The organism is Nocardia sp. NPDC057663 (assembly GCF_042799895.1).
In the GTDB taxonomy this organism is placed as follows: domain Bacteria; phylum Actinomycetota; class Actinomycetes; order Mycobacteriales; family Mycobacteriaceae; genus Nocardia.
This window is the reverse complement of record NZ_JBHVHX010000010.1, coordinates 12512-36607: the sequence shown is the minus strand read 5'-3', so window position 1 is coordinate 36607 and position 24096 is coordinate 12512. Positions and strand designations below refer to the sequence as shown.

The 24096-nt window shown below is 65.5% G+C and carries 18 protein-coding genes; 14 read left to right on the top strand and 4 right to left on the bottom strand.

The features are described from left to right. Positions 1-161: 161 nt before the first annotated feature. Entirely contained in the window at positions 162-3368 is a 3207-nt protein-coding gene (locus ACFVAV_RS21360) for a (Fe-S)-binding protein (protein WP_379036771.1), read from the bottom strand. 144 nt (positions 3369-3512) lie between these two features. Continuing rightward, the gene (fni, locus tag ACFVAV_RS21355) at positions 3513-4643 is read right to left on the bottom strand and encodes a type 2 isopentenyl-diphosphate Delta-isomerase (RefSeq protein ID WP_379036770.1); all 1131 of its coding nucleotides are present in this window, start codon (positions 4641-4643) and stop codon (positions 3513-3515) included. A 393-nt stretch (positions 4644-5036) separates the two neighbouring features. Between fni and ACFVAV_RS21350 the strand changes: the two genes are divergently transcribed. The 6 genes from ACFVAV_RS21350 to ACFVAV_RS21325 are packed head-to-tail and all read left to right on the top strand — an operon-like array spanning position 5037 to position 11867. Next, on the top strand, positions 5037-6164 hold the full coding sequence (locus ACFVAV_RS21350) for a ParB/RepB/Spo0J family partition protein (protein ID WP_379036769.1): 1128 nt from the start codon (positions 5037-5039) through the stop codon (positions 6162-6164). Next, complete coding sequence (locus tag ACFVAV_RS21345; RefSeq protein WP_379036768.1) at positions 6124-6825, top strand: isochorismatase family cysteine hydrolase; 702 nt, start codon at positions 6124-6126, stop codon at positions 6823-6825. The genes ACFVAV_RS21350 and ACFVAV_RS21345 overlap by 41 nt, the downstream gene beginning before the upstream one ends. Next, a complete protein-coding gene (gene hypE / locus ACFVAV_RS21340) occupies positions 6822-7838 on the top strand; it encodes a hydrogenase expression/formation protein HypE (RefSeq protein WP_379036767.1) in 1017 nt (338 codons plus the stop codon). The genes ACFVAV_RS21345 and hypE overlap by 4 nt, the downstream gene beginning before the upstream one ends. A 9-nt stretch (positions 7839-7847) precedes the next feature. Continuing rightward, entirely contained in the window at positions 7848-10151 is a 2304-nt protein-coding gene (gene hypF, locus ACFVAV_RS21335; RefSeq protein ID WP_379036766.1) for a carbamoyltransferase HypF, read from the top strand. Between the two features lie 2 nt (positions 10152-10153). Continuing rightward, positions 10154-11059, top strand: coding sequence for a bile acid:sodium symporter family protein (locus ACFVAV_RS21330; RefSeq protein WP_379036765.1), 906 nt, complete (start codon positions 10154-10156; stop codon positions 11057-11059). A gap of 52 nt (positions 11060-11111) precedes the next feature. Then, on the top strand, positions 11112-11867 hold the full coding sequence (locus ACFVAV_RS21325; protein ID WP_379036764.1) for a phytanoyl-CoA dioxygenase family protein: 756 nt from the start codon (positions 11112-11114) through the stop codon (positions 11865-11867). A gap of 46 nt (positions 11868-11913) precedes the next feature. Here ACFVAV_RS21325 and ACFVAV_RS21320 read toward each other — a convergent pair whose 3' ends face one another. Together ACFVAV_RS21320 and ACFVAV_RS21315 are read right to left on the bottom strand one after the other, a co-directional pair. After that, the gene (locus tag ACFVAV_RS21320) at positions 11914-12675 is read right to left on the bottom strand and encodes a PIG-L deacetylase family protein (RefSeq protein WP_379036978.1); all 762 of its coding nucleotides are present in this window, start codon (positions 12673-12675) and stop codon (positions 11914-11916) included. A gap of 11 nt (positions 12676-12686) precedes the next feature. Continuing rightward, a complete protein-coding gene (locus tag ACFVAV_RS21315) occupies positions 12687-13547 on the bottom strand; it encodes a haloalkane dehalogenase (RefSeq protein WP_379036763.1) in 861 nt (286 codons plus the stop codon). Between the two features lie 259 nt (positions 13548-13806). Here ACFVAV_RS21315 and ACFVAV_RS21310 point away from each other — a divergent pair, with 259 nt between their 5' ends. From ACFVAV_RS21310 to ACFVAV_RS21275, 8 genes are all read left to right on the top strand, one after another. Further along, positions 13807-14874 (top strand): UbiA family prenyltransferase, encoded by a 1068-nt coding sequence (locus tag ACFVAV_RS21310; protein WP_379036762.1) that lies wholly within the window; start codon positions 13807-13809, stop codon positions 14872-14874. Continuing rightward, the gene (locus ACFVAV_RS21305; protein ID WP_379036976.1) at positions 14790-15962 is read left to right on the top strand and encodes an aminotransferase class I/II-fold pyridoxal phosphate-dependent enzyme; all 1173 of its coding nucleotides are present in this window, start codon (positions 14790-14792) and stop codon (positions 15960-15962) included. The genes ACFVAV_RS21310 and ACFVAV_RS21305 overlap by 85 nt, the downstream gene beginning before the upstream one ends. Further along, on the top strand, positions 15953-19198 hold the full coding sequence (locus tag ACFVAV_RS21300) for a thiamine pyrophosphate-dependent enzyme (RefSeq protein WP_379036761.1): 3246 nt from the start codon (positions 15953-15955) through the stop codon (positions 19196-19198). Before ACFVAV_RS21305 ends, ACFVAV_RS21300 begins: the two co-directional genes overlap by 10 nt. A 65-nt stretch (positions 19199-19263) precedes the next feature. Next, positions 19264-19953, top strand: coding sequence for a class I SAM-dependent methyltransferase (locus ACFVAV_RS21295; protein WP_379036759.1), 690 nt, complete (start codon positions 19264-19266; stop codon positions 19951-19953). 115 nt (positions 19954-20068) lie between these two features. Then, complete coding sequence (locus ACFVAV_RS21290; RefSeq protein WP_379036757.1) at positions 20069-21457, top strand: cytochrome P450; 1389 nt, start codon at positions 20069-20071, stop codon at positions 21455-21457. A gap of 34 nt (positions 21458-21491) precedes the next feature. Beyond that, a complete protein-coding gene (locus ACFVAV_RS21285; protein WP_379036756.1) occupies positions 21492-22121 on the top strand; it encodes a class I SAM-dependent methyltransferase in 630 nt (209 codons plus the stop codon). A 79-nt stretch (positions 22122-22200) separates the two neighbouring features. Then, on the top strand, positions 22201-22932 hold the full coding sequence (locus ACFVAV_RS21280; RefSeq protein WP_379036755.1) for an ABC transporter ATP-binding protein: 732 nt from the start codon (positions 22201-22203) through the stop codon (positions 22930-22932). Further along, on the top strand, positions 22929-24095 hold the full coding sequence (locus ACFVAV_RS21275; protein WP_379036754.1) for an ABC transporter substrate-binding protein: 1167 nt from the start codon (positions 22929-22931) through the stop codon (positions 24093-24095). The genes ACFVAV_RS21280 and ACFVAV_RS21275 overlap by 4 nt, the downstream gene beginning before the upstream one ends. Position 24096 lies beyond the last annotated feature (1 nt).

The window sequence follows — 24096 nt, the reverse complement described above, 5'->3', positions numbered from 1 at the left end:
CGCGTCCTGCTTTTTTTTTTTTTATTATCTTTTTAACATCCCGCCGCCACCCCCAGGCCGTGGCCGGGGCCCGGCGGGGGCTCGCCGGGGTCGTTCCCCCCCTGTGGGGCGCGTTCCCCGGGGCAACCCCCCGCCTCACCGGTTTTCAGGTGTTCGGCCCGTCAGTTCTTACGGCCGGGGGCCTTCGCGCCGGACTTGAAGCCGAGGCCGCCGGGCTTGGCGGTCGGCGGGGCTACCGGCGGGGTGCCGTTGCCATTGCCGTTGGTGGACTCGGCCTGGGTGGCCGGTTCCGCCGCGGGGGCTTCCGGTTCGGCCGGAGCTTCCGGTGCGGCCGGGGCCGCGGGAGCCGGGGCTGCGGCGCCGGGGGCCTTCGGACCGGGGCGCTTGAAGCCGGACTTCATGGCCAGGCCCTTGGCGGCGACCGTCGGCTTGGTCTCGGTGGGGGCCGAGACCGGGGCCGCGGCAGGGGCTTCGGCGGCGGGGGCCGCTTCTGCTGCCGGGGCTGCCGGAGCAGCGGGGGCCGCGGCCTTCGCGCCGGGGGCCTTCGCACCCGGAGCCTTGGCACCGCCCTTGAGGCCGAGGCCCTTGACCGGCGGGGCTGCCGGTGCGGGAGCGGCTTCGGCGGCGGGGGCGGATTCCGCGGCGGGAGCGGCCGGAGCCTTCGCGCCGGGGGCCTTCGCGCCGCCCTTCATGCCGAGTCCGCCACCGGGTGCCTTGGCGCCACCCTTCATGCCCAGACCCTTGACCGGGGCCGCGGGAGCCGCGGTCTCGGCGGCCGGTGCCGCTTCGGCCGCCTTCGCGCCCGGAGCCTTCGCACCGCCCTTCATGCCGAGTCCGCCACCGGGCGCCTTCGCGGCGCCCTTCATACCCAGACCCTTGGCCGGCGCGGCCTCGGCGGCCGGAGCGGCTTCGGCGGCAGGTGCCTTCGCGCCCGGCGCCTTGGCAGCACCCTTCATGCCGAGTCCGCCACCGGGCGCCTTCGCGGCACCCTTCATGCCCAGACCACCGCCGGGCGCCTTGGCGGCACCCTTCATCCCGAGGCCACCACCGGCAGGCGCGGCCTTCGGCGCCACCTCGGCCACCTCGGCGACCAGCTCGGGTTCCGGCTCGGGCTCGGGCTCCGGCTCGGCCTTGGGCTCCTGGACGACCAGCAGGTTGGCCGAGAGCTCGGTGGCATCGATGCGGGTGATCGAGTCCAGCATCAGCTGCGAGACGTCGACGACCTCGACACCCTCACCCTGACCCTGCTCCTGACGCGCGGTGACACCGTCGTTGAGCATGACCCGGCAGAACGGGCAACCGGTCGCGATCTTGGTCGGGTTGGTCGACAGCGCCTCGTCGACACGGTCGACGTTGATGCGCTTGCCGAGCTGCTCTTCCATCCACATGCGGGCGCCACCGGCACCACAGCACATCGACCGCTCGCCGTGGCGCGGCATCTCGACCAGGGTCGAACCCGAGGCCTCCATCAGCTCACGCGGGGCGTTGTAGATCTTGTTGTGCCGGCCCAGGTAGCAGGGGTCGTGGTAGGTGATGTTCTGCGACACCTGCGCCACCGGCACCAGCTTCTTGTTCCGCACCAGGCGGTTGAGCAGCTGGGTGTGGTGTACGACCTCGTAGGTGCCACCGACCTGCGGGTACTCGTTGTTGAGCGCGTTGAAGCAGTGCGCGCAGGTGACGACGATCTTCTTGCGCGACTGCTCGACACCCTCGAACACCGAGTTGATGACCTCGATGTTCTGCATGGCCAGCTGCTGGAACAGGAACTCGTTGCCCGCGCGGCGAGCCGAGTCACCGGTGCAGGTCTCCTCCGCGCCCAGGACCATGAACTTGGTGCCCGCGGTGGCGAGCAGCTCGGCCACGGCCTTGGTGGTCTTCTTCGCGCGGTCCTCGTAGGCGCCGGCGCAACCGACCCAGAACAGGTACTCGTAGCCGTCGAAGCTGTCGGCATCCTTACCGAAGACGGGGATGTCGAAGTCGACTTCCTTGATCCAGTTGAGGCGGTCCTTGGAGTTCTGGCCCCACGGGTTGCCCTTGTTCTCCAGGTTCTTGAACAGACCGGCCAGCTCGGAGGGGAACTCCGACTCGATCAGCACCTGGTAGCGGCGCATGTCGATGATGTGGTCGACGTGCTCGATGTCGACCGGGCACTGCTCGACGCAGGCACCACAGGTGGTGCAGGACCACAGCACCTCGGGATCGATGACGCCGTGCACGTCCTCGCCACCGATCAGCGGGCGCTCGGCCTCGGCACGGGCGGCCTCGGGGATCTTGGCCAGCGCGGCCTCGTTCGGCTTGCCGTCGGCGTCGACCAGACCGATCTCGTCGCCACCGGGATCCTTGCGGCCACCGGCCAGCAGGTACGGGGCCGCGGCGTGGCCGTGGTCGCGCAGCGACATGATCAGCAGCTTGGGCGAGAGCGGCTTACCGGTGTTCCAGGCGGGGCACTGCGACTGGCAGCGACCACACTCGGTGCAGGTGGTGAAGTCCAGCCAGCCCTTCCAGGAGAAGTCCTCCATGCGGCCGACGCCGAGGTTGTCGACATCGGGGTCGACGTTCTCCATGTCGAGGACCTTGCCGTTGGAGATCATCGGCTTGGCCGCGCCCAGGGCGACGCCGCCGTCGGCCTCACGCTTGAAGTAGATGTTGAAGAAGGCCGAGAAGCGGTGCCAGGCCACACCCCAGTTGACGTTGCGGCTGACCACAACCACCCACACCAGGGCCGCCATCAGCTTGAAGAAGGCGAAGACCGACACGAGCGTGGCACTCGCCGGCAGCAGCGCGGCGATATGCATGGTGACGAAATCGCTGCTGGCATGGGACTCACCGGTGTAGGCCAGGACCAGAGCCTTCGCACCCAGCATGCTGATGCCCTCGACGAGCACGATGAGCTCGACGAAGTAGGCCGCCCCGAAGTTGGAGCCGGAGAACCGCGAGAGCCGCTGGGGGACGCGCGGATGGTTCAGCTGGCGAATGGCGATCAGCACCAGCACACCGACGACGGTGCCGATGGCCAGCAGTTCGTCGACCAGGTGATAGACGAAGGTATTGCCGACCAGTGGCCAGGTGAAGGTGGGGCTGAAGATCTGACCCTGGGCCTGGAAGACGGTGACGAAGCCGATCATGAAGCCGATCATCACGAGCCAGTGCGCCCAGCCGACGGTCCGGAACTTCACCATGCGGGTGTGCGCGGCGAACTCCTTGACCATGGTGGTGAATCGCGGCACGAACGGCCGGAATCGATCCGGGGCCGCCTGGCCCAGCATGATCGTCCGCGTCATCTTCCGCACGGCCAGCCCGAACATAATCCACGCGGGGACACCGACCAGGATGGAGATGATGCCCAACGTCATCGATATAGGGCTCATGCAACGGCCTTTCGTTCACGAAGCGACGCGGTGTCGCTCGTCCCATAGCGCATCATAGTACGGTCTAAGTTACTGACGAGTACGGGTTGGTCTTATATGTTACTGACCAGTAGGGCAGATGCGATACCGGACTGTGAAAACATCCTAACGGTGCTGTTCAGGGCATGGATCAGCGGGCATCCTGCGAGCGGCCGGGTGAGTCCCGGAGCGCCGGGCGTATCCGGCCGGGTCGACACCGCGCAGTCGGCAGATCTCGGCGAGCCGGCCCGTCAGCAGCACATCGGTGTGCGCCAGATCGGACACGGTCTCGGCGCCGAGCAGCACCATGAGTTGCCGGATCCGGGTGATCCAGGTGTCGATTTCCGCGATCAGTGCGTCGACGCCGTCCGTCTCGAGGATCGACAGGAAGTATCCGGATATCCCCACCGCCCTGGCCCCGAGCGCAAGGCCGCGGACGACGTCCAGCGGATTGCGCACCCCGCCGGAAGCCAGCAGTGTGACCCCGTGTCGTTCGGCCACCTCGTGCGCGTCGACGAGGCAGGCCGGGGTGGACAAGCCCCAGCCGGCGAGCAGGTCGAAGTCGGCTCGTTGCCGCCGGGCGTTCTCGATCAGCGCGAAGTTCGTTCCGCCGACCCCGGATACATCGACATGCCGTACACCGAGGTCGGCCAGCTGCGCCACGGTGTCGGCACTGATCCCGAACCCGACCTCCTTGACGATGACCGGTACCTCGAGCGCCTCCGCCATCCGGGCGATGTTGCGCGGCCAGGCTGAGAAGTCCCGGTCGCCCTCGGGCATCACCGTTTCCTGGACCGCGTTGACGTGCACCTGCAGCGCGTCGGCTCCCAGCAGCTCCACCGCCAGCGCCGCCATCTGCGGTGTGGTGTTGGCGTTGACATTGGCGATGACGTAACCGTTCGGATTCTCTCGACGCAGCACGCGATACGTCTCGGCCACCGAACGGTCCGCCAGGTACGCGCTCATCGAACCCGACGCGATCGCCAAGCCGGTCTCCCTGGCGGCGATCGCCAAGCCCCGATTCACCTCGCCGGTGCGGGAGCTGCCGCCGGTCATCGCGTTGATGTACAACGGCACCGGCCAGGTCGCACCGCCGATGTCCGTGGTCAGCGAAACGACGTGCTCTGCGGTGCCTCGTAGGGCATGGTGGACGAACTCGACTTCATCGAACTGACACGAGTGCCGCGTATCGATGAATTCGCGTTGTTGGGCGATGGCCAGGCGGACATGATCGTCCTTGCGAGTGGCATAGCTCATCTGATTTCTTTCCTTCCATTTGGGGGAGTGGCGAATGTGAAAATTCGCGATACCGAGGACTCTGCATTTTGCGGGTGTGTGTCCTGTTTCAGGGAATTCCGGGCAATTATGCAACGGTTTCGCCCGGTGTGGAATTGGCCGGTAATCCGCTCTCGTGCCGGCCGCTGAGCGGTGCTTCCGGTCGAGAGGTGAGGCCGGCCGGTGCGCGCCGCCACCCTCCCCCGGCCCGGCCCCCAATGAAGCAACCGACCGGTCTTCTTTGTCCGAATCATCTTGTACAACTGTGACTTTCATCAGTTGGACAGCCCTGGAGTTGTGGTCGCTGTGCACGGATGAGCCTGGTCTCGCCGCGCATCGGACCTGCGGGTACTCCTCCTACCCGAGGGTAGGGGGGTGGACGGCGCTGTCGGATCGAACACTTGCCCGAACGGGGCTGCCTGCGATAGTTTTTGCGCGGCTCGTGAGCTTGAAATTGATATACTTTGTGTGAAGGACCGGGGGACTGAATACGTGGATCGTTCATCGAAACCGGCACGCGTCAAGCTATCTGTGGAAATCGTATCGCTGGTAATTGCCGGCTCCCCCAGATCGGAGGGAGAGGATCAGTCGCATATCGAACGGCTGATCGAGGCCGAATGGCCGTTGCCGCCGATTCTCGTTCATCGGCCGACCAACCGGGTAATCGACGGATTCCATCGCACGATTGCCGCGCGACGGAAAGGCCTCACCCATATTGACGCGTATCTGGTCGATGGATCCGACGAACTGGCATTCATTCTCGGAGTCCAGGAGAATGTGACACACGGTCTCCCGTTGTCTCTTGCGGATCGCCGTGCCGCCGCCGAACGAATCATCACAACGCATCCGCACTGGTCGAACCGTTCGATCGCAGCCGCCGCGGGCCTGTCCGCGAAGACGGTGGCATCGATTCGAAACGGTACCGGCGAGAGTTCGCAGGCGAGCCACCGCTTGGGTAGCGATGGCAGGCTCCGCCCCGTCGATACCAACTCCGCCCGGCGAACCGCCGCCGAACTCATCCTCGCGCGCCCGGATGCGTCCCTCCGCAGCATTGCCAAGGAGGTCGGGCTGTCCCCGTCGACCGTTCGCGACGTCCGCGCCAAGCTGGAGAGCGGTGTGGACCCGCTCGTCCATCCGGAGGAAAACAAGACATCCTGTACCAAGCCGGCGTCGGAGAGCGCCGCGCCGGCAGCGACCGAACGGCTCGTCCCGTCCGCGCAACCCAAGAAGCAGGTGGATATCGAGGCCCTGCTCGGTGTGCTCTCCCGCGACCCGGCGCTACGGATGAGTGTCGGCGGCCGCGAACTACTTCGCTGGCTGCATCAGCATGCGGTGAACGGCGGCGATGTCGCGAAGATAGCCGATTTCGTTCGGCCGCATTCCTACTACCACGTGATCGAATTCGCCAATCAATGCGCAGCCAACTGGGTGACCATCGCCCAGGCCTTGCAAGCTGCTTCTTTTGACGAGCTCAGCAACTCGCCGGACGCCCGCTCGGCCTGAGTTCCGAAACGGTTTCTTTTTCAAACGTCCATCTGGGGCTCGGCGACGCCCCCATTCACTGCTCGAAGGGTTCGGTATGTCCAAAATTGCAGTTCTGACCAGTGGCATGCAATACGATATCGTCGGAAAGAATCCGGAGCGTGCAGCGGCGATCGCCGCCGCGACCCCGCGTGTCACGGAATTCTTGGCCGAGATGCGGAAGCGCGATTGTCCGGTGTTCCATCTGCAGCTCATCAACCAGCCGGACGATCCGCTGGCCGAGCGATATGACGGCCGGGTCCCCGCCCTGCGCGGTACCCCGGGTGCCGAGGTCATCCAGGAGTTTCTCGGCTCGGATGATGTCATCCAGGAACGGAGCAAGGACAGCGGGTTCTACGAGACCGACCTGCACGAACGGCTCCAGGCAGCGGGTGTCGAGGCGCTGGTGCTCATCGGGCTGCAAACCCAGATCTGTATTCAGACGACAGCCGCCGACGCATTTTTCCGTGGCTACATCGTCGCCGTGCCGAGCGACTGTGTGTTCTCCGCGGTGGAAGCCGATCGCCTGCGGGCGCTCGAATGGCTCGAGAGCTATTGCGCCACCGTCGCCGATTCCACCGAAATCCTTCGGGTGATCGATGAGAGCGGCAGCCTTCCGCGTAAGGAGACCAAGACGCCATGACTGCGGCAATTCAGCACGTCCAGCTCGACCATGGCACCGGAGCGGTACTGTCCAGCGAACTCGTGGGTTTCATCGCGGAGATATTGGGCGATGTCTATGTGGGCGAGATGGAAGACAGCGCGATCCTCCCGGTCGAGGGCAGCCGTATCGCGATGACCACCGACAGCTTCGTGGTCGACCCGCCGTTCTTCGGCAACGGCGACATCGGAAAGATCGCGGTCTGCGGAACCGTCAACGACCTGGCCGTCTCCGGGGCCGCTCCCCGTTACCTCACGCTCGGGATGATCCTCGAGACCGGATTGTCGTTCGATCATCTCGCCCGTGTGCTGACGTCCATCCGGGAGACCGCACGCGAAGCGGGTGTGCAGATCGTGTGTGGCGATACGAAGGTCGTCCGTGCCGGCGAGGCGGATCAGCTGTACCTCAACACGAGTGGTGTCGGCTTCTTCTCCCGGGAACCGCTGCGGATGGATTCGGTCCGCCCCGGCGATTCGGTCATCCTGTCCGGCCCTCTCGGCAATCACACTGTCCATCTGCTGTCGATCCGGGAAGGTCTCGGCTTCGAAAGCCGTGTTCTCAGCGACTGCGCGCCGCTCAATGTCATGATCGACCGCGTGTTCGCGGCCGTGCCGGACGGGGCGATTCGCTCGATGCGTGATGTCACGCGCGGCGGTCTCTCGGCGGTACTGCACGAATACGCGGGCCGAGTGGGCACAGCCATCACGATCGATGAGCCGACGCTGCCCATCCAGCACGAAACCGCGATGGCGGCGGACATGCTGGGGATCAACCCGCTGCATTGCGCCAACGAAGGCTGCCTGGCGATCTTCGCCGATCCGGGCGCGGCGGACGACATCCTCGCCGCGCTCCACCAGCACGAGTACGGCAGGCACGCTGTCGTGATCGGCGAAGTAACCGCCCGCGACGGTGCGGCGGTGCTGCTCCGGGATGCCGGCGGTCGCGAATCGACGCTGCAACCTCTCCGGGGCGCTGAGCTGCCCCGGCTGTGCTGACCCGCCGCCATGACCAGACAGGCAACCTGGCAGATCAGGGTCACCGGTGTCGTCCAGGGAGTGGGATATCGCCCGTTCGTCTACAAACTGGCACGCGAACGGCAATTGGCCGGCTGGGTTCGCAATGATCCCGAAGGCGTGCTCATCGAAGCGAGTGGCAGCGAGTCTGCGCTGGAACTGTTCAGCGCGGAGCTGTCCGGGCGGGCTCCGGAGCTGGCCAGAGTCGATCGCGTAGCAGCCCTCAGCAGGTCGGCGGGACGGTCGGCGGCCACCAGTTTCGATATCGTGCACAGCGAACACAGCGGGCAAAAGGTGGCCCTGGTGCCCGCCGACACCCACGTGTGCGCCGACTGTCTGGCCGAATTGCGCGATCCGGCCGACCGGCGATACCGCTACCCGTTCATCAACTGCACGAATTGCGGCCCGCGGTACTCGATCATTCGCGCACTACCTTACGACCGGTCGCAAACCACCATGCGCTCCTTCGACATGTGTGCGACGTGCGACGCGGAGTACCGGAACCCGATGAGCCGGCGCTTCCACGCTCAGCCCAATGCCTGCGCGGACTGTGGGCCTCGCCTGTTTCTCGCCGACCGGGACGGAACAGTGCTCGAAGACCAGGAGGCGTTGCGGCAGTGCGTCCTGGAGCTGGCGGCGGGACGTGTCGTGGCGGTCAAGAGTGTCGGCGGCTTCCATCTCGCTGTCGATGCGATGAACGCCGAGTCGGTGGCCCTGCTCCGCGCGCGGAAACGCCGGGATTCGAAGCCCTTCGCCGTGATGGTCCGGGACCTGGCGACCGCCCATCGGGTCGTGGAACTGTCCGCAGCGGAGGAACAACTGCTGCGGTCGCCTGCCCGGCCGATCTTGCTGGCGCGCAAGCGCCCCGGCGCGGTCCCGGAAGGTGTCGCACCGAGAAATCCGAATCTGGGTGTGATGCTGCCCTCGGCACCGCATCATCACCTGCTTCTCGACGAATCCGGCTCGGACATCCTGGTCATGACGAGCGGGAACGTGTCCGGCTACCCGATCGTCCATCGAAACGAGGACGCGCTCGGGCACCTGTTCGAGATCGCGGACGTGATCCTGTACCACAACCGTGAAATCGAGTCCAGGGTCGACGATTCCGTGGTCCGGCTGTCCGCCCATCCTGACCTGGACGGCGCTGTGCTGACCTTCCTGCGCAGGGGGCGGGGGTACGCACCGTATCCGGTGGAAGTCGGCCGTCCGCTGAGCCCGCTGGTCGCCTATGGTGCCGAACTCAAGACGACGGTGGCACTGTCCGCCGGATCCCGGGTCTACCTCAGTCAGCACATCGGCGACCTGAAGAACGACGAAACGTTTGCCGCGCATCGCCAGACCGCGGCGCACCTGGCATCGCTCTATGATTTGCGTCCTGCGGCAGGCGTTTACGACATGCATCCGGAGTTCCGCACGAGCCGGGCGCAACAGGGCATCGGCGAACCGGGCGCACCGATTTTCGTTCAGCACCATCACGCGCACATGGCGGCGTGCATGGCGGAGAATCAGCTCACCGGGCCGACGATCGGGGTGATCTTCGACGGCGCCGGCTACGGCATCGACGGCACGATCTGGGGCGGTGAGTTCCTGGTCGGGGACTTCGAACGGTTCGACCGGGCAACGCATCTGCGGCGCCTCGCGCTGATCGGCGGTGATCAGGCCGTGCGTGAGCCCGACCGGACCGGGGTATCGATCGCGCTGGACACCTTCGGCAGCATCGATGCGGCCGTGCGGGCGTTTCCGGAAATCGGCTTGCTCGAGCCGGACCGCAGGCATGTGTACGCGACGATGCGAGCCCGGGGCATCAATTCGCCCGAGGTATCGAGCATGGGCAGGCTGTTCGACGGCGTGGCCGCCCTGCTCGGCGTCTGTGCCCGCGCCGAGTACGAGGCTCAAGGCCCGATCGAGTTGGAGGGCTTGCTGAACCGCGACCTCGCCATGGTCGCCGGCTACGAGTTCGCCTACCCCACTGGCGAAGTGGACTTCCGGCCGCTGATCCGCGCGATCGCCGCGGATCTGGCTGCGGATGTCGCGCTCGACGAGATCAGCCGCCGGTTTCACTCCGGCGTGGTCGCCATGGTCGCCCGGCAGTGCCGGGATATCTCCCGCGCCACCGGTATCCGGCAGGTCGTGCTGTCCGGTGGGGTGTTCCTCAATGAGTTCCTGCTGGTCAACTGCATGGTGATGCTCGAACGCGAAGGGCTCGAGGTCTACAGCCACCGTCAGGTCCCGCCGAACGACGGGGGTATCGCCCTCGGCCAGTTGCTGGTCGCGGACCGGGCACAACGGGAGTGATGATGGGTTCGTCGAATTTCGCAGTCGTCCTGCCGGTAGCACTGGTGGTGGTGATGTTGGGGTTGGGTTTGACGCTGACACCACAGGACTTTCACCGGGTGGTCCGGCATCCCAAGGCGGTGTCGATCGCGCTCGTCTGCCAGCTGGTGGTGCTGCCCGCCCTGTGCCTGCTGCTTGTCGTCCTGTTCGGGCTGACCGGAGTGCTGGCCGTGGGCATGATGTTGCTGGTCGCTTCGCCGGGAGGGACGTCGGCGAATCTGTTCAGTCACCTCGCGGGCGGGGATGTGGCACTGAACATCGTGCTCACCGCGATCAATTCGGTGCTCGCCGCGTTCACGATGCCGATTGTGATCACGTTGTCGGTCGCCGCGTTCATGGACGATGATGCGGGCGTCGGACTGCAACCGGCCAAGTTGATCCAGGTGATCGTCATCGTGCTGGTGCCCGTGGCGATCGGGATGTGGATCAAACACAGGTATCCCGGCTTCGCCGAACGAATGGCCAAGCCGGTGAAGATCGCTTCCATGGCGGTGCTGGTGATGGCTGTCACCGTGGCGGTCGGATCCGAATTCGACACGCTGCGTGCGAACTTCGGCCGGCTCGGGTTGATCACCGTGCTGCTGTCGGTGCTGAGCTTGTCGATCGGATACTTCGTGCCGCGATGGTTCGGTGTCGGCGTCCGTCAGGCTGTCGCCTCGTCCATGGAGATCGGCATCCACAACGCGACCCTTGCCATCGCGGTCGCGGTGTCGGCGCTCGGGAGCGAAGCCATGGCAGTGCCTGCCGCGACCTACGGCATCGTCATGGGTGGTCCGGCCGCGATATCGGCGTTTCTGCTGGCGCGGAGGGCGAAGTCGGCTCCCGACCAAGCGGATTCCCGCGCGCGGAGAGCGGAACTCCTCGGCTGATCCTTCACTCGTTGCCGATGCTGTCGAAAGCCTTGTCATACAGGAGGTTTCAATGAACACATCTGTCATCCCCGTCGACGACACCGACACCGACCGGTTCGACCGCGATGGTTTCGCTGTCGTCCCCGAGCTGTTCACGGCAGCGGAACTGAACAGGTATCGCCAGGCGGCGCTGGATTTCATGGATCAGGGGAACCGCTTTGCGGAGGTCGGTCTGGTGCGGACCACCGATGCCTGGGAACAGAACGACATATTGCGCGAACTCGCGCTGCATCCGCGTCTCGGTGCGGTCGCCGAACGGCTCGCCGGGCGCCCGCTGCGGATCTGGGGCGGCGAGATCATGGCCAAACTCCCCCATGAACAGGTCCCGAGTCATCTGCACGATGACCTGTCCGCGAGCATGCTCGGTTCCACCTTCACCCTCAATGCCTGGGTCGCGCTGGTCGACGTGCCGGTACAGCGGGGCGCGATGATCTTTCTGCCCGGCTCGCACCGGCGATCCGGCCCCGAGCGGGTCCCCTTCGGCGAGATCGAGCTCGGAACCTACATGACCACCACCTGGCCCGAACTGGAATGGAGTCCGCGCGTGACCGTGCCCTTGCGGGCGGGTGGCGTCACCTTCCACCAGAACCGCACCGCTCATGCGGCCGGGACCAACAGCACCGACGTGCTCCGGCTGGCGTTCGCCGTCACCTTCGCCGACGCCGAGACCGCCACCTACCAGCCCCTGCCCGGCCACGATTTCCTCCCGATGCGGGTCGGCGAGCCGATCGATCCCGAACGCTATCCGCGCGTCGGTTCGGTGTAGCCCAAGGGCCCCGCCCGCATGGCGGACGGGGCATGGTCGCCGAGCTTCAGTCCGATACGGGTTCGGTGAAGAACTCCGGCGGGGCCTGCAGGTCGTGGGCGCGGAACAGGACAGCGTGCTCGACGCCCATGGCCTTGCCACTCATCGCGGTGAACTGCGGAATGAAATCCTCGGGAGCGGGGTGGCCCGGCAGCGCGGCCAGATACGCGGCATGCGCTGCGAGCGAGGCGATCCCGCGGCGCAGCGGCTCACCCGTGATGTCGACGCCGTGGGTCACGCCGTGGCCGGCTACCCCGGGGACGATGTACCAGCGTACGGCGTGCGGTTCGAGGCTCTCGTCGTCGATCTGCTCCGGAAAGACCCACCGATTGCTCGCGTCGCGCACCGCGTCGAGCGTCGCGAGCCCGGCCGCGCGGTGGTCGGCCTGCTCGAAGCCGAACGGCGTCTCGAATTCGAAACCTGTTCCGAGTACGACGTCGGGCTTGAATCGGCGGATCTCCCGGCAGATGTCGCGGCGGAGGTCGAGGCCGTAGACGAGGACGCCGTCCGGATGTTCGAGCACGGTCAGGTGCTCGACGCCGACGGCGGCGCAGGCCGCCTGCTGCTCGGCGACGCGCAGGCGCGCCGTCTCCTCGGGCGGGGTCGGCATCCCGGCCTCGCCGCGGGTGAGCAGGAGATAGCCGACCTCGACGCCGCTCGCGGTCCAGCGAGCGACGGCCGCGGACGTGCCGTACTCCATGTCGTCGGGGTGTGCGACGACGCAGAGCACCCGATGAAAGGACTCCTCGGGGAGGGCAGGCAGTGTCATCTCGGTCCCGCTCACGGGAACCGCTTCGCGATCGCCTCGGCGATCTCGTTCGGTGCGTGTTCCTGGATGAACTGCTGTGCCTGTGGCAGTTCGACCACTTCGATATCGGTGAAGACCGAACGCATCCGCGGGATGTGGGCTTTCGGGCGGTACACCATGTCTCGCATGCCCCACACCAGTAGCGTCGGTTTGTCGCCGAGGATTGCGGGCACGTCGCGGGACTGCTGGTCCAGCAGTGGACGCGCGTCCCGGATCTGTCTGGCGATCACACCGAGCCCGCGCCGGGACTCCGTGGTCGGCTGCACCATGCGGTAGTGATCGATCTCGGCCGCGGTGAGTGTGCGCCCCAGTTCCGAGAGCAACACGCGCTCGACGAGGAAGTTCTTCTCGAGTACCCGCCGCTGCATCGGCGGGGTGCGCATCACCCTGCTGAAGATCCGGTTCGCCATTGCTTCGAGGGGCCAGAACATAGTGTTACCCAGGACGATTCCACGCACCCGGTCCGCGCGCGTGGTGATCGCGCCCAGGCCGATTGGTCCGCCCCAATCGTGTCCCATCAGGACGAAGTCGTCGAGCTGCAGGTGATCGATCAGCTCGCCGAGGATCGAGATATGTTCGGCGACCGTGTAGCCGAAATCATCCGGGCGTTCGGACAGCCCGAATCCGAGATAGTCGATGGCGATGCAGCGGTACCGGTGGCGCAGCTCCTTGATGATGTGGCGGTAGAGGAAGCTCCAGGTCGGAACGCCATGGCAGAACAGGATGGCCGGTCCGGATCCCTCGTCGATGTAGTGGACCCGGCCGGCCGACGAGTCGAACCAGCGGGACTCGAAGGGATACAGGTTCATGTCGGGAACGAAGTCGATCAGCATGGAAAACCTCTCTGCGAGACAAGACCGCATCTGATATACCCCGCCCACGCAGAATAGCGTGAATCGCCACTGTTCGAGGATCGGCGGAGTGTGTACAACTGGAGAAAGTCGCGGTTGGACAGTCTGCCGTCCGGTTCGAATGTCATGTATGGTCGCACCAGCCGCCGATTCCGCGGCGCGGCCACAAACGGGGGATGCGAGTTTCGGCGTTTGTGAGGTCCGGAGCGTGCAATATTGGAACTGCGCATGACGAGTGGGCGTGATCGTGACTGGAACAATTTCGAAACCGACGCTTGACGAATTCCTGGAGAAATCGGCAGACAAGAGAATTGATTGGGTGAACTCGTCCGACGGGTTCGCCACAGGAATTCTCGAACGCGTCGGATTGTTTCTTTCCTTCGCGCGTCCGCGGACCTGCCTGCCTGGCATGCTGGCGTTCTACCTCGCCTGCAAGCTGCTCGGTCTGCCCATCGATCTGAATGTTCTCATCGGCTTCTTGATCACTTTTCTGTACAGTGCGGTCGCCAATCTGTTCAATGCCTACTCGGATATCGCCGAAGACAATCAGAACATCCCGGCCCGGCTGTACCTGCTCGGTCTGTACGGGCGGCAGCGGCTGTTGCGCAGCGCGTACGTGGTGTGCTTCGTCATGCTGGCGGCGGCGGCCGTCGTCGGTCCCGCATTCGTCCTGCTCACCGTGGTCTGCATCGTCATCGCCCACCAGTACTCCTTGCCGCCGTTCCGGGTGAAAGCGCGGCCGATGCTGTCGCTCGGCCTCTTCGCCCTGGATGTCGCCGTTCCGTTCCTGATGGCTCCGGCCGTGACGGAGAACGGTCCCGCGATTGCCGGAAATTGGCCGTTCATCATTATGGCCGGCTATTTGTTCCTGTGGTTCGCGGCCAAGGGGCTGGTGAAGAATCTGCCCGATTACGAGGGTGATCGGGAAGCCGGTTTGTCGACCTCGGCGACAATCAGTGGAACGCGAAAGCGGGCAGCGATCGCGGCAGCGGTGGGCACTGCGCTGGTCTACCTGGGGCCGCTGTTCCTGGTGGTCGGTGGACAGTTCACCGAGAAATACCTGATCGCCCTCGTGTGGTTTCCGGTCGTCTGCGTCCAGTGCGTGCGGATGATCCGTTACGACGACAGCCGATCGGCGAACAACATGCTTCGTTTCGACATGATCGTTTCGACCGGGTACCTGTCGACGTGGGTGCTGCTGGCGGACCCGTCCCTGTCATCGCTGTGCGTCGTAGCCGGATCGTTGGCAATCATCTTTCTCATGGATGCGCTGAAACTCGATACGCGCAAAAAAGAAGACATCGGGTGACAGTGGAAAGGTTGACGGTTGTGCGTGACGCAGTCTTGTTGAGCGAATATCGCTCCGGTGAGGAAGCCGATACCTCGGCGGCCGTGCTGGATCTCTCGAACAATGCTTTGCCCTTCGCTCCGTTGCCGAGCGTTCGCACCGCGATCGCGGACGAAGTGGAGCACGCTGCGGCCTATCCCGCTGCCGCGTACGGATCGCTGCGGAGCGCGATCGCACGATTCACCGGCTGCGGAACCGATCAGGTAGTCGTCGGTCCGGGCAGCGTAGGCGTGCTGGCCTACCTCGTGCGCTGGGTTGCCGGACACGGCGGGCGAGTCGTCTTCGCGGTCCCGGCTTTTGACGCGTACGAGCGGGTGGTGGTGGGTGCGGGCGGGATCGCGGTGCCGGTGCCGGGGACACCGAGCCGGTGGCAGCCGCTGGAGGCGATGGTGGCAGCGGCAGGCGACGACGCGGCCGCGATCCTGATCTGCGCACCACACAACCCGACGGGCGAGCAGGTAGGTCCCGACGAGGTCGAGATGGTCCTCTCCCGGGTTCCGCGAAACACGGTCGTCGTCGTGGACGAGGCCTATATCGAGTTCGATCGGGGCAATGATCCGTCGGCAATTCTGCGGATGACTCGACGGCACGCGAATCTGGTTGTCCTGCGGACTTTTTCGAAGGCCTATGGCCTGGCCGGGCTCCGTGTCGGGTACGCGGTCGGTCACGCCGACCTGATCGGCGCCTGCCGAACAATGGCGATGCCTTTCGGGGTGAATCGTTTGGCGGTAGCAGCCGCTGTCGCGTCCCTGGAAGTGGTCGACGAGCTTGCCGCCCAGGTGGATTCGGTCGTGCACGCCCGGTCGATGTTCATCGAATCGATTCGCGGGCATGGCATCGACCTCCCCGATTCGTACGGAAATTTCGTCTGGGTACCGATGCGCTCCCCGGCTCCGCTCGTCGAGCATCTCGCCGAGTCGGGGATCGCGGTGCGGTCGTACCCGGATATGGGTGTCCGGATCACCGTTCCCGCCGTTGAACAGATCGCCGAAGTCGTCGACGTACTCGCGGATGGATACAGACGAGTGGAGGCAATTTCATGCAGATGAATACACACCTCGGCGCCGACTTGCTGGGGCGCCCACGGTTCGCGGATGCCCTCGTGGACCGCTTGATCGGCAACGATGTGCGCTACATCTTCGGTATGCCGGCAGAATCGGTCAATTGCCTGGTCGATGCGGTCGGGCGTCGTCCGGAGATCGATCTGATCGCGGTACGTCACGAAAGCGCGGCCTCCTGGATGGCCGTCGGGTACGCGCAGGGGTCGGGCACGGTCGGGGTCTGCTTCGGTACGGCCGGGCCCGGTGCGACACACCTGTTGCCCGGCGTCTACGACGGGCTGTACGACCGCCTGCCGGTGCTGGCGATATCCGGTCAGGTCGCGCGGGCGGAGATCGGTACGAAGTCGTTCCAGGAAATCGATTCGGCACGGCTGTTCCGGGACGGGACATGGCGATCATCGGACATCGTCTCGCCCGACCAGATCGCCGTCTTCGACCAGATGGTGCTTTCGGTACGGCTCGAGCAGACGTCCGCGCATATCGCCATTCCGTCGGACGTGCTGAACTCGCCGGTCGACGAGCTCGAGCAGCTGAGCCCGTACCGGATGGGCTCTCGGACGGCGACCGAGGTGGACAAGAAGCGCATCGAGGACCTCGCGGACTACCTCTGCGCGCAGCCGACGGCCATCGTGCTCGGCGCGGGCAGCCGGGAAGTAGCCGATTGCGCTCACCTGCTCGCGGACGCGCTGGATGCTTCGCTCGTGGCATTGCCCGAGTCGGGAATCCCGGAGTGGTCGGTGGCCCAGGCCGACGATGGCGTGCCGGCCGCGGAGAGCATTCTCCTGATCGGCAGGCCGACCGCCGGTGTGGCGCGATTGTTTCCCGCGGCGGATCTCGTGGTGGAGATCACCGATGTCGCCACGTCGGGGTTCGACGAAGGATGCCGGCGGATCGGCATCGCCGGCGAAATCCCGTTGATCGTGCAGGCGCTGGCTTCCGCAGTCTGGAGCCGCCGTGGCGCACCCGCCGCGGAAGCGGCGAATGCGTCCGAGACGCCGCGGAATCCGGAAGTGCCCGGTGGGTGGGCGGTGCTCGCGCAACACCTCGTGGGTAAGTCGGTCGCGGTCGACCCCGGGACAACCCGGCGGCTGGCACGCAGGTACCTCGACGCGCACACCAACATTCGCAGTGCGTGGAATCTGGAGGCCGAAGGTTCGGCGCTGCCGATGTCGATCGGTCTTGCACTGGCGACGAACGATCGGTGCTATGCCCTCACCGATCTCGCCGCGCTGGACCAGTACATCTCGGAGCTTTCCACCGCTGCCCGGTACGACGTGCCGGTCACGGTCATCTGCCGCGCGGAGTCCGGTGCGACGATCCGTGCGCTGGGCAAAGCCTTCGGTATCGCGGTGTTCTGGGCGGCAGACGCGACCGAACTGCGTTCGCGGTTGCAGGTGGCCGGACGGGAGCGCGGACCGGTCCTGATTCTGACCTCGGCGCTCGAAGGCCCTTCGGCGCCGGACGACCGGCAGACGCCCCGCGCCGATGTCGTCGAGTTCGTCACCGATCTGTTCGCGGCGGCCGCCTGCCGGGGGATCGGCTCGGCCTATCTGTCGAGGAACAGTTATGCCCGGATCGGCGCGACCGCGGACTCGGATTACGGTCTCGACCTGCATATTGTCGCCGATATCCAAGCGGCTGCCATGCGGGCCACCGCGGCGTTCAAGGCCGGCGGGAACACTGCCTGCGTGGTGGTGACAACGCCCGCGGAACTGCTCGCGCAGCTGAATGGGCTCTACGACGCGTCGTTCGACAACGCCTCCGTGCTGCTGATCTCCGTAGAGACCGACCGCTGGTTGATGGACCCCGTCGACGTGCTGGCCGAAATCGCCGCGATATCGGTCGTTCTGGACGGCACCGGCAAGGATTCGGCGCGTGTTCGCGATGCCTTGTCGACTGTCGCCGCCGGCGGGCGGGGAGTGACGCACATTCACGTGTCGAACTCCGCGATATCGGCTCGCAACAGCGCAGAGCTCGTGGCCGTCGCCCGCTCGGCCGGGATCCCGGCTTCGTTGATCGGACTGCCCGGCAAGGCAATGGCCGCACCCGACGACATTGTGCGAGCGGCGGAACTGATCACGGCAGCCGAGGACATCTCGATCATCATCGGGCGTGGCGCGGCGGGTGCACGAACCGAGCTCATCGAGTTGGCGGCACGCACCGGAAGCCCCCTCTATTGCACGATGGGCGCGCTGGCCGCGGATGTCGTCGGGGAGCACTGCGCCGGTCTGGTGGGGACCTCCGGAAACGACGATGCGATGCAGCGAATCCGCAAGAGCCGGCTGGTCATCGTGGTGGGCGTGTCGTGGCGGGGTTCCGCGTTCGAGATGGTCGGACACAACCCGGTGATCTCGGTGAACGCCGATCCGCTGACCTTCCTTCGCCTCCCGCCGGACTCGATCGGCTTGCTCGGTGACGCCCGCGAGACGCTGGAGGCGCTGGTCGGGCTGTTGAGCGAGGACGCCGCCGTGCGTGACGCCGCCGTCGAGCGCACGCCGCAGCGCCGGGGGCCGCGCGAAAGTTCCCGGCGACTGCGGGCTGCCACGGTTGCCCAGGTCATCGACAAGGAGCTCGCACAGGTCGGGAGAGCTTCGACCCTGAGCGTCGATGTCGGTATCAATACGTTGTGGGCGTACCGCTACGTCCGGTCGGCACACCGATATCTGTGGACCGCGTCGTTCGCGACCATGGGATTCGCGGTGCCTGCCGCAGTCGATGTCGCCGTGCGCAATCCGGACGACGTTTCCGTGGCGATCGTGGGTGACGGCGGGATCGGTATCACGCTGGCCGAGCTCAGAAATGCCGCGAGCGTCGATTCGACGATGGTGATCGTGGTCTTCAACAACAATGCGCTCGCGGCCATCAAGTTCGAGAGCTGGATCATGGGGTGGCCGGACCGGTCGTCCGAATTCGCCGAGGTCGATTTCGCGAGCTTTGCCCAGCATTGCGGCCTCCCCTCGGCCACGGTGCGGACCTCCAAGGAATTCGGCAACGCATTCCGCGCTGCGCTGCGCGGCGACGGTCCGATGCTCATCGATGCCCGGATCCCCGCGGCGGAGGCCCCCGTGCTGGCGGGGCGCGCGCACATTCGTCAGTTCGCAGGCCTGCTGGCGGGCTGGATGCGCGACGGCAAGAGCGCGCGATCCGGCGCCTGGTCCACCCTGCTGGCTTTCGGCGCCGAGAAGGCCGCGCGGAGCATTCGCCGCGCGGACCCGCGCCGATGAAACGTACCGGAAACGAGCGAGGAGAGATCTGAATGGTCGGGACGCGTCCTGCTACGCCGCAGGCAATGTTCACGAAAATAGCTCCGCGCTATGACTTGGTCAATTCGATCCTCACGCTGGGTGGTGACAAGAGGCTCCGTCGCCGGGCGGTACGCACACTGCGGCTCCAACCCGGTGCCGAGGTGCTCGATGTCGCTGCGGGAACGGCCGAGATCGGGTCTGCCCTCGCCGCGGTATACGACGTGCCGATCTCCTATTGCGCCGTCGATCTCAACGAGCAGATGCTCGAGGTGGCGGAACGCAAGTTCGAGCGGCTGCGCCGGGAGCGGCCCCGCAGCGAGTGGCGGCTGGCGAGTGGCAGTGCGGAGTCGCTGGCGTTCGAGTCGTCGAGTTTCGACGCTGTCGTCATGTGTTTCGCGCTCGACGACATGGACGACCCGTCGGCCGCGCTTGCCGAGACGACACGGGTGCTGCGCGACGGCGGCCGCTTCCTGCTGATCGAACTCGCGATGCCGGACAGCCCGCTGCTGCGGAATGTCCTGAAGTTCCGCCTGTGGCTGATCCGGGGTGTCGCGAAAGTGGTCGGCATGGACTCCGTCGCCCATATGACCCGGGAAGTGGAGATGGATCGCGGCGCGGAACACACCGTTGTCCGCTGCGAGCGTGCCGGACTGGTACTGGACTCGGCAGGCAGGCACCTCGGTGGTCTGGTCCGCGCCTACGTGTTCCGGAAGACGGCGGCTTCCCCGGCCTAGATCCGCGCCACGCCGACCCTGACGTAGACAAATCCCTGACAGTCCACCCGTAAGGGAAAGGTTTGTGATGTCCGAAAAATGCCCACACGCTTCGGCTACCGCTACGGCGGAAAAGGTGCCCTCGGTCACCGGCATAACCAGCCGCCGATTCAACAACAAGCACCTGCCCGGTCCGCCGGGTCATCGCCTGATGGGTTCGTACCCCGAGTTTTCGAAAGATCGCAACAAGTTCTTGCGCGATGCGGTCCGCCAGTACGGCGATGTGGTCCGGATCAAGCTCCCGCTCCGGGACCTGGTCGTACTGGGTAACCCGGAAGACGCGCACGCCGCGATGGGTGACACCTCCGGCGACTACAGCAAATTCGGAAACTACCATCCGGCTGTGTCGAAGCGGCAGAACGGGCTGTCGTTCATCGAGGGCGACCTTTTCCGGGAGCGGCGCCGGATCCTGAGTCCACTGGTCACGCGCGGTGGCCTGCAGAGCACGTTCGACGCGAACGCGGAAGCCTATCTCGGGAGCCTCGAGTCGAATATCGCCGCGGCGACCGACGCCGACGGCGTCACCGATCTGCAGGAAGCGATTTTCCAGACCCTCTTGCGCGGAGTGCTGAAGCAGACTTTCACGGAGCCGTTCACGCCCGCCGAAATGCACGATCTGCACGATGGTCTCTCGACGTTCACCAAGTTCCTCGGATCGACGCTGAAGATCGCCGATCCGCCGAACCTGGTACGTCCGTGGGGCCGGTACAACATCCGGCCGTGGGCCGTGTACTCGGCGGGCAAGATTGTCAAGGATCGCGTTGTCGAGCGGCAGAACTCGCCAGCCCTGGGAACCTATGGCGATGTCTTGGACGGCATGCTGCTGGGTTACCAGAAGCTGAAGACCCCGCTGTCGTTCTTCGACCTGTGCTTCGACGTGGCGACGATGACCAGCGCGTCGTACGGCACGACGGCCGGCGCCATCACCCAGACGGTCGTTCGCACCTGCCTCGCCGCGGAAGCGCGGGATCGCGTGGTGGAGGAGTCCGGCACTGTCGATCTCTCCCAGCCGACCATCGAGTCGGTACGCAGCATGCGCTGGGTGAAAGCGTGCTTCGAGGAATCGATGCGAATGCAGGGGCTTCCGCTCCTGCTCCGTTTCACCGCCAAGGGTGCGTCCTTCCAGGGCTACGACATTGCGCCGAACACGATGCTCGGGGTTCCCATCTCGACAATCCACCGCGACGAGCGCTGGTGGACCGATCCCGATACGTTCGACCCGAATCGCTTCTATGACCAGAGCAAGCGGGTGGACGCGCCGCGACTGCTGCATTACCTCGCCTGGGGTGGCGGTCCGCATCGGTGCACCGGCGCCCAGCTGGGATACCTGATCGCGCCGTACCTGGTTGCCTTGATCTTCAGCCGGTACAAGATCGAACTGCCCCCGAATTGGAAGCTGAACGAGGACACCGGCCTGGCGCCGATGATCAAGGGCGGATTCAACGTCCGATTGACTCCACGATAATTTGTCCGACCGACGAGAAACCTGAGAGATTCGAATGAAATTCGCAGAGCGGTACGATATTGCGGCGCCGATTTACGACACGACGGCGTGGTTTCTGTCCCTGGGCGGCATCGGCAAGTTGCACCCCGGTCTGGTCGAGGGTCTCGACCTGACCGGGAAAAAGGTGGCCGACCTCGGATGTGGCACCGGCCTGGCGTTTCCGGCGTTGCTCGAGGCAGTCGGCCCGACGGGTCATGTGATCGGCTTGGACAACAACGCCGCCATTCTCGCGAAGGCGGAGAAGCGTGTTGCCGAGAACAAGTGGACCAATGTCACCCTGGTGACCGAGGATATTGCCAAACTCCCGGTCAACAGGGACGTCGATGTGGTGTTCAGCTGCATTGCCATGAGCTGTGTGCCGCACCCCGCACAGGAATTGTCGGAGTTGCTCGCCAATCTCGAGCCCGGCACCCTCGTACGGATCATCGACGCCCTGCCGCGGACGACCGGCCCCGCCCGCCAGGCGATCAATGGGTACAACTTCGTGAAGTCGGGCATCGTCGGATCGCATTTCCGGGAACTCCGCCCGTTCGAGCAGGTATTCCGCGATCAGCTGAGCGATGTCGTCGTCGACTACCTGCACGGCGGCATGTACACGCGGCTGACCGGCGTCAAGGGCGCGTAGGCAGCGGCCGGCGCACCGCGCGCACCGACGTCACCGGCGTCGGTGCGCGCGGTTTCCGGAGGTGAACAAGTGTTGGGAGATGGCCGAATTGAGTATCTGTGAACTGAAGGTCGACGGCGGGAGTAAGAAGTTCGGCGACAGCATCGTGCTGGACACCGTCGACATCTCGGTCGACCGCGGTGAGTTCTTGGCGGTGCTCGGGCCGAGTGGCAGTGGGAAGTCCACGCTGCTGCGGGTCCTGGCCGGATTGGAGCAGCTGACCACCGGCACGATCAGCTGGAGCTCGGACGGTGCCCGGCCACGTACCGGGGTGGTATTCCAGCAGGCTCTGCTGCTGCCCTGGCTCACTGTCATCGAGAACATCTCACTGGCAAGCCGTTTTTCCGCGCACCGTCGTGAATTCGACCAGCTTTATCCCGCAACCTTGTTGGCGCGGTTCGGGTTGGACAGCCTGGCGCAGCGGTTTCCGGGCGAGTTGTCCGGTGGCCAGGCGCAGCGGGTAGCCGTGTTGCGCGCGGCGGCGACCCGGCCACGGCTGCTCCTGCTCGATGAGCCCTTCAGTGCGCTGGACCCGGCGACCCGGATCGACTTGCAGCAGTGGCTGGCTGAGCTCGTCGCGGAGCTCGAGGCCACGGTAGTGCTCATCACGCACGACGTCGACGAGGCGATCGGGCTGTCGGATCGGATCGTTCTGCTCGACCAGGGCAGGATTCGCCGTGAGTGGCGTGATGTGCAGAACTCCGGCGACATGCCGTCGCTGCGCGCGGACATCCTCGGGCAATACCATCCGGACGAGGTTGTGGTGCCGTGAGCGGTATTTCGAGACGACACCTGCTGACCGGGGCGACGGGACTCACGGTCGCGGCCGGGCTCTACGGCTCGGCCGACCTCGCCCGTAGCGCGGCGACCGCCGGACAACGGCGGGAGAGCGCCCTGCGCATCGGCTATCTCCCGATTACCGACGCGGCTCCGTTGCTGATCGCGCACTCGGCACACCTCTATCCTTCGGGGTCGGTGAGTGGCAGCAAGCCCGTCTTGTTCCGAAGCTGGTCCGGGTTGGCCGAGGCGTTCGTCTCGCGTCAGATCGACGTCGCGCATCTGTTGATGCCGATGGCCATCCAGCTGCGGCATGTGCTGGGTGCGGGCGTGCGGGTACTGGGCTGGAACCACACCAACGGCTCGGCACTCACCGTCGCTCCGGACATCACCGATCTGGAGCAGCTGATCGGCACCCAGGTCGCCATCCCGTTCTGGTGGTCGATTCACAACATCGTGCTCCAGAAGCTGCTGCGTGCACGCGATATCACACCGGTTGTCCGGCGCACCGCGTCCCGATCCCGGCGCACGGTCGAACTGGTCGTCATGAGCCCCTCGGACATGGTGCCCGCGCTGGCGAACCGTTCGATCTCGGGGTACGTGGTGGCGGATCCGTTCAATGCCATCGCGCAGATCAAGAAGATCGGCCGGATCCACGTCTTCCTGGGCGATGTGTGGCGTGAACATGCTTGTTGCGTGCTGGTCACCAGGGACGATGTGATCGCCGAGCGGCCGCTTGCGGTGCAGGCGGTCACCGATGCGGTGGTGTCCGCGCAGTTGCGGATCAACATGGATCGCGGCCGGGCCGCCGAAGCCTTGACATCGGGCGGCTATCTGCCGCAGCCGCTACCCGCGGTGCGCACCGCGCTCGCCTATCCGAACCCGCCGTATCAGTTCCAGCGCCCGGATTGGTCGCCGCAGCTGGTGGGATTTCAGCCGTACCCCTATCCGAGTTTCACCCGGCGACTCGTCGAAGCAATGCATGACACAGTGGTCGACGGTGACCGCAGCTTTCTGGACAAACTTGACCCGAGCCGGGCGCACGGTGAGCTCGTGGACGACACCTTCGTCATGAATTCAATTGCTGCACAGGGTGGAACACATGTTTTCGGGCTGCCCGCCGGCCTCGACAGAACTGAACAGGTGCACCTGCTGTGAC

Coding starts and splice junctions, on each gene's coding strand:
- ACFVAV_RS21285 (WP_379036756.1), top strand. CDS start 21,492: ATGAAATTCGCAGAGCGGTACGATATTGCGGCGCCGATTTACGACACG.
- ACFVAV_RS21325 (WP_379036764.1), top strand. CDS start 11,112: ATGAACACATCTGTCATCCCCGTCGACGACACCGACACCGACCGGTTC.
- ACFVAV_RS21280 (WP_379036755.1), top strand. CDS start 22,201: ATGGCCGAATTGAGTATCTGTGAACTGAAGGTCGACGGCGGGAGTAAG.
- ACFVAV_RS21315 (WP_379036763.1), bottom strand. CDS start 13,547: ATGCTGATCGACTTCGTTCCCGACATGAACCTGTATCCCTTCGAGTCC.
- ACFVAV_RS21320 (WP_379036978.1), bottom strand. CDS start 12,675: ATGACACTGCCTGCCCTCCCCGAGGAGTCCTTTCATCGGGTGCTCTGC.
- ACFVAV_RS21330 (WP_379036765.1), top strand. CDS start 10,154: ATGGGTTCGTCGAATTTCGCAGTCGTCCTGCCGGTAGCACTGGTGGTG.
- ACFVAV_RS21295 (WP_379036759.1), top strand. CDS start 19,264: ATGTTCACGAAAATAGCTCCGCGCTATGACTTGGTCAATTCGATCCTC.
- ACFVAV_RS21300 (WP_379036761.1), top strand. CDS start 15,953: ATGCAGATGAATACACACCTCGGCGCCGACTTGCTGGGGCGCCCACGG.
- hypE (WP_379036767.1), top strand. CDS start 6,822: ATGACTGCGGCAATTCAGCACGTCCAGCTCGACCATGGCACCGGAGCG.
- fni (WP_379036770.1), bottom strand. CDS start 4,643: ATGAGCTATGCCACTCGCAAGGACGATCATGTCCGCCTGGCCATCGCC.
- ACFVAV_RS21360 (WP_379036771.1), bottom strand. CDS start 3,368: ATGAGCCCTATATCGATGACGTTGGGCATCATCTCCATCCTGGTCGGT.
- hypF (WP_379036766.1), top strand. CDS start 7,848: ATGACCAGACAGGCAACCTGGCAGATCAGGGTCACCGGTGTCGTCCAG.